At 39.8% G+C, this 5,792-nt stretch carries 4 protein-coding genes; all 4 read right to left on the bottom strand.

Translation table 11 applies throughout. The features are described 5' to 3' along the window. Positions 1-256: 256 nt before the first annotated feature. Complete coding sequence (gene odhB / locus DS031_RS23195) at positions 257-1,525, bottom strand: 2-oxoglutarate dehydrogenase complex dihydrolipoyllysine-residue succinyltransferase (RefSeq protein WP_113808520.1); 1,269 nt, start codon at positions 1,523-1,525, stop codon at positions 257-259. 16 nt (positions 1,526-1,541) lie between these two features. Then, on the bottom strand, positions 1,542-4,409 hold the full coding sequence (locus DS031_RS23190) for a 2-oxoglutarate dehydrogenase E1 component (protein WP_113808519.1): 2,868 nt from the start codon (positions 4,407-4,409) through the stop codon (positions 1,542-1,544). 118 nt (positions 4,410-4,527) lie between these two features. Next, entirely contained in the window at positions 4,528-4,779 is a 252-nt protein-coding gene (locus tag DS031_RS23185; RefSeq protein ID WP_113808518.1) for a biotin/lipoyl-containing protein, read from the bottom strand. A gap of 57 nt (positions 4,780-4,836) precedes the next feature. Next, positions 4,837-5,792, bottom strand: a 956-nt coding sequence (locus tag DS031_RS23180; RefSeq protein WP_142675816.1) for a Glu/Leu/Phe/Val family dehydrogenase, incomplete at its 5' end; no start/stop codon positions are given.

Genomic DNA, 5,792 nt, shown 5'->3' with positions numbered 1-5,792 from the left:
CCCCTTTTTGTAAACGCTTTCTAATTTGATGTTCAACAATATATCACTAATCTTATAATCCGGACTACAGAATATAACGAAAAACTACAAAAGTTTTAAATATTTTTCTACTAAAATCTATTTTTTTATTGAATACTAAATTAAAAATGAAGAGGTAGAAAGATGTACTGCTAAATAACTCTTTATACCTCTATTTACTTTAAGTCTTGTCCGTTGTTTGATGCTACCTTTCAAGACCGTTTCTTTCCTATCATTGTTATCCTTCTAATAACAATGACTCTGGATCTTCAAGCAGCTGTTTCACTTTTGCTAGAAAGCTGACGGCTTCTTTACCATCAACAATTCGGTGGTCATAAGAAAGAGCGATATACATCATTGGGCGATTTTCGATCGTCTTTTGATCGACCGCCACCGCACGCCACTGAATGCTGTGCATCCCGAGAATTCCTACTTGCGGACTGTTTAAAATTGGTGTGGACATCATTGATCCATAAATACCGCCGTTTGTGATGGTAAACGTACCGCCCTGCAGTTCATTCATCGTTAATTTATTACTTCTCGCTTTTTCTGCAAGTCTTGCAATCTCTTTTTCAATGCCAGCAAATCCAAGTTGATCGGCATTACGAACAACAGGAACAACAAGACCTCCTTCAGTCCCAACGGCAATTCCAATATCATAGAATTTTTTCAGAATCATCTCATCGCCCTGAATTTCTGCATTTAATTCTGGAAACTGCTTCAGTGCTCCAACAACCGCTTTTGTAAAAAATGACATAAAACCAATTTTCACCTCATGCTGCTTAAGAAAAGCTTCATTTCGTCGTTTTCTTACACCCATGATTGCCGTCATATCCACTTCATTGAACGTTGTTAACATTGCCGCTGTACGCTGTACTTCAACAAGTCGTTTTGCAATTGTTTGACGACGGCGTGACATCTTCACTCGTTCAACCGGCTTGTCCGATTCACTTGAATCATTCACAGACTGTTGAACTTTTTTGCTTTCTTCTTCATTGTCACGTTGTACTGCTTCATCCTTTGCCTTAACTGTTGATTGATTAACGTGCGCTCGTACATCTTCTTGTCTTATCCGTCCTAGCAGATCCTGAGTCTTAACCTTATTTAAATCAACATTAAGTTCTCGTGCTAATTTTCTTACAGCTGGAGAGGCTAATGGACGTTGAAGTTCTTTCGATTTGGTATTCGTTTCTTCTTTTTGAGCTGCTTCTTCAACCTTAGAATGTTCAGCTGCTTTAGGATCATCCTTTACTTCTTTCACATTTTTTTCGATCTCCTCTACTAGAAGAGCAATGACTTCATCAACTTCAACAATATCTCCTTCCTCTTTCAAAATCTCTTTAATCACCCCTTCACTATCCGCGCTCACTTCGACATTCACTTTATCTGTTTCAAGCTCCACGATATAATCACCTTTTTGAATGATATCTCCTACTTTAACAAGCCACTGTGCGATTGTTCCTTCCGAGATCGATTCTGCAAGTTCTGGTACTTTGACTTCAATCACGAGTAATGTCCTCCCTTTAATTAAGTACTTTCAATGTTTCTTTAAGCGGTTTGAATGCTTCCTTCACAATTCGTTCTTGTTCCTTCTTATGAACATTCGGTTCTCCACCTGCAGGACTGGAGCGTTCTACACGTCCGATGTATCTAACCATTACATGCTCAGGTACGATTTCTTTCATTTTTGACTCCATATATGTCCAAGCCCCCATATTTTTCGGCTCTTCCTGCAGCCAAACGACTTCTTCTATATTTGAATATCGTGCAAAAATCTCTTTTAGTTTCTCTTTCGGAAATGGATACAACTGCTCTACACGAATAATATGCAGCCAATCAAAGATTCGCTCATTCAATTGCAATTCTGCCTCAAGATCAATGGCAATTTTCCCACTGCATAACACGATCCGTTTCACATGGCCTATATTTTCGCCTAAACGAGGCTGTTCAATAACGGTTTGAAAGCTGCCTTCACTAAACATAGAGCTAGGTGAAGAAACATATGAATTACGCAGCAAACTTTTTGGTGTCATAATAACCAGTGGGCGAACCTCCGTTTTATCAAGGATTTTTGCTTGTCTCCGCAAAATATGGAAATATTGCGCTGCACTTGTTAAATTGGCAATCGTCCAGTTACTTTCTGCAGCTAACGTCAGAAAGCGCTCCAAGCGTCCGCTCGAATGTTCCGGTCCTTGACCTTCATAACCATGCGGCAGCAGGACAACAAGCCCTGATTTCTGTCCCCACTTTGCACGACCAGCGGATATGAATTGGTCAAAAATTACTTGGGCAGCATTCGCAAAATCTCCATATTGGGCTTCCCAAAGTACGAGCGTTTGTGGGTCATAAACATTGTATCCGTATTCAAATCCTAGAACAGCTGCTTCAGAAAGCGGGCTGTTATGAACAGCAAAGGACGCTTTCGCCTGTGGAATCAGATGAAGCGGGGAATATTTCTCACCTGTTTTGCTGTTAGTTAGGACAATATGGCGCTGTGAGAATGTTCCTCGTTCAGAATCCTGACCCGTTATCCGGATCGGTGTTCCATCGCTTAGAATAGAAGAAAATGCAAGTGTCTCCGCTAGTCCCCAATCTATTTTGCCTTTCTCATCTAACATGTCAGTACGCCGCTGTAAAATTTTCTTCAGTTTCGGATAAACATGAAATTCTTCAGGAAACTTTAAAAGCGCATTGTTTATATCACGAAGCATCTCAATCGGAACAGCAGTTTCAATATGTGGAAGTCCATTCATAACCTCCTCTGGAACTTGAACTTCTTCGATTTCTCCTTCCTGAAATCGCGATTTCACCTTATCATATTCAGCTTGAAGCTTATCCTGAATCGCTTGTTCTATTCGATTAATCTCTTCCAACTTGATAAGACCTTCTGACTTAAGCGTATCTGCATATAATGCACGAACAGTCGGATGATTTTTAACTTTTTCGTAGACTTCTGGCTGTGTGACAAATGGATCATCCATTTCGTTATGTCCAAAACGCCGATAGCCAATCAGATCCACTAGAAAATCTTTATTAAAACGTCTGCGATACTCATAAGCAAGCTTCATGGCTGCAATACAAGCTTCTGGATCATCAGCGTTTACATGCACAATTGGAATCTCATACCCTTTTGCAAGGTCACTTGCATATCTCGTTGAGCGTGAATCGTAACTATCTGTCGTAAATCCAATTCGGTTATTGGCAATGATATGAATAGATCCACCTGTTTGGTAACCACTAAGCTGCCCCAAGTTAAGTGTTTCAGCCACAATTCCTTCTCCAGGAAAAGCCGCATCTCCATGAATAAGAATAGAAAACGATTTTTGCACATCTTGTTTTGGGAAACCTGCTGCTGCACAATCTTCCTGCGCTACCCTTGCATATCCTTGTACAACAGGATTAATATACTCTAAATGGCTTGGGTTGTTAGCAAGTGTCAAACGAGCTCGTATAATATTGGATTCTCCAATCTCACGATTTGCACCGAGATGATACTTTACATCCCCAGTCCATCCATAGTTAATCCCCCTTGAGCCTTCAGAAGGAACAAGTTCTTTATTCGGAGCATGATGAAATTCTGAAAAAATCATTTCATATGGTTTGTTCAGCACATGCGCAAGAACATTTAAACGTCCTCGATGGGCCATCCCAATCATTACATTGCGCACACCATTTTGGACACCATTACGAATAATCTCATCAAGCATCGGGATCAACATGTCCACCCCTTCAATCGAAAAGCGCTTCTGTCCAACAAAGGTTCTGTGTAAAAATTTCTCCAAGCCTTCTACGGCTGTTAACTTCTCTAAAAGCGCAATACGCTGCTCGGTCGACATCCTCTGATTGACTAATTCGGACTCTATCATACTCGTTAGCCATTTTCGTTCATCTTCATTTTGGATATGGCTAAATTCATAAGCTAGTGATTGTGTATACATTTTATTTAACGCTTTAACAGCATCTAGTCCTGTCTGAATATGACCGGGAGCGTCAGGCCATATCGTTTTAGCGGGAATCACTTTCAAATCTTCCTCACTTAATCCATAATGATCAAGATCAAGAAGATTTGAACCTTTTTGTTTTTCTAATGAATATATTTTTGCGGACAAATGACCATATGCGCGAATATTGTCCGCTAATTTCACCGATTGAATCACTTTATTTAACATTTCTTCATTTTCAAGAGGAGTCTCACGAAAATCTTCAAAAGCTTTCTCAATCACATCAGTGGAAATAGATTCGAGTTCCCATGTATGAAAAAATTCTTTTAATTCTCCGTCAACAGCACTTGGATCTTCCTTATACCGTTCATATTGTTCCATTACATATCCAAGGTTAGGTCCATGAAACTTCTCCAATAGATTTTTTTTATTTGAAATTTCAGTTTTCATTCCGTACCCTCCACCAGTTGTACTTGATTATCTGTTCTTCTATAAAATTTTAAGAAAATGTATGAATGGATCGACATGGTAAGTCGTCACACAGCGCTCGCTTGTTTCTGATACACTTTCAATCACTTCCTGAAATGACAAAATCATCTTCAAGTTCAGCTAAGATCATATCCGGCTTCACAATATCGCCTTTCTGAATAGTTAATTTTAAAATCTTTCCGCTTACCCCAATGGAAACTTCCTCAATTTGTTCAACTGTTTTGATAGCAAACAACGTTTCCCACTCGTAGACATGTGCACCTAGTTTCACATACACCTCTTCGACTTCACCATGGCAAGGACTGTATACAGCTTCTATAACTTGCTTCACCTTTTAACACTTCCTTTCTAAAAGTAGATCGATCATTTACATTTCAAACTAAATTCCTTACACCCAACCGCGAAAACGGGAAGCTTCTGCCATTTTTCTTATTCCGACCATATATGCAGCCAAGCGCATATCTATTTGATGTTGTTGCGCTGTAGAAAAAACACTTTCAAAAGAATCCACTATTTTATGGCGTAATTTTTGAGCGACTTCTTCTGCTGTCCAATAATATCCTTGATTATTTTGCACCCATTCAAAATACGAAACCGTTACACCGCCAGAGCTAGCGAGCACATCCGGTACAAGCAGCACGTTACGTTCGGCTAAGATCGATGTCGCTTCAAGCGTTGTTGGTCCATTCGCAGCTTCAACAACAATTTCAGCTTGAATTCGGTCTGCATTTTCTCGTGTAATTTGATTGGAAATCGCAGCAGGAACAAGAATGTCACATTCTTTTTCAAGTAATTCCTGATTTGTAATGGTATTTGTAAATAAATTTGTTACTGCCCCAAAGCTATCACGTCGATCAAGCAAATAATCAATATCAAGACCTGCTGGGTCATAAAGTGCACCATATGCATCAGAAATACCAACCACTTTTGCACCTGCCTCTTTCATAAATTTTGAAATATAACTTCCTGCATTCCCAAACCCTTGAATAATAACGCGTGCCTCTTGTAATCGAATGCCTTTTCGCTTTGCTGCCTCCTCGATACAAATAGTGACCCCTCTTGCTGTTGCTGTTTCTCGACCTTGTGAACCACCTAGTACAATTGGTTTTCCAGTAATAAATCCTGGCGAATCGAATTCTTGAATACGGCTGTACTCGTCCATCATCCATGCCATAATTTGCGGATTTGTAAATACATCTGGTGCTGGAATATCTTTCGTTGGCCCAACGATTTGACTAATCGCACGGACATATCCTCGACTTAAACGTTCTAATTCATGAAAAGACATGTTGCGAGGATCACAGACAATTCCACCTTTCCCTCCACCGTATGGAAGATCGAAAA

It is taken from the genome of Bacillus taeanensis (genome assembly GCF_003318295.1).
Taxonomy (GTDB): Bacteria; Bacillota; Bacilli; order Bacillales; family UBA6769; genus Maribacillus; species Maribacillus taeanensis.
This window is presented reverse-complemented; position numbering and strand designations above follow the sequence as displayed.

What these genes read in the sequence shown, in the direction of transcription:
- DS031_RS23190 (WP_113808519.1), bottom strand. Translation starts at nt 4,409, where the DNA reads ATGAAAACTGAAATTTCAAATAAAAAAAATCTATTGGAGAAGTTTCAT.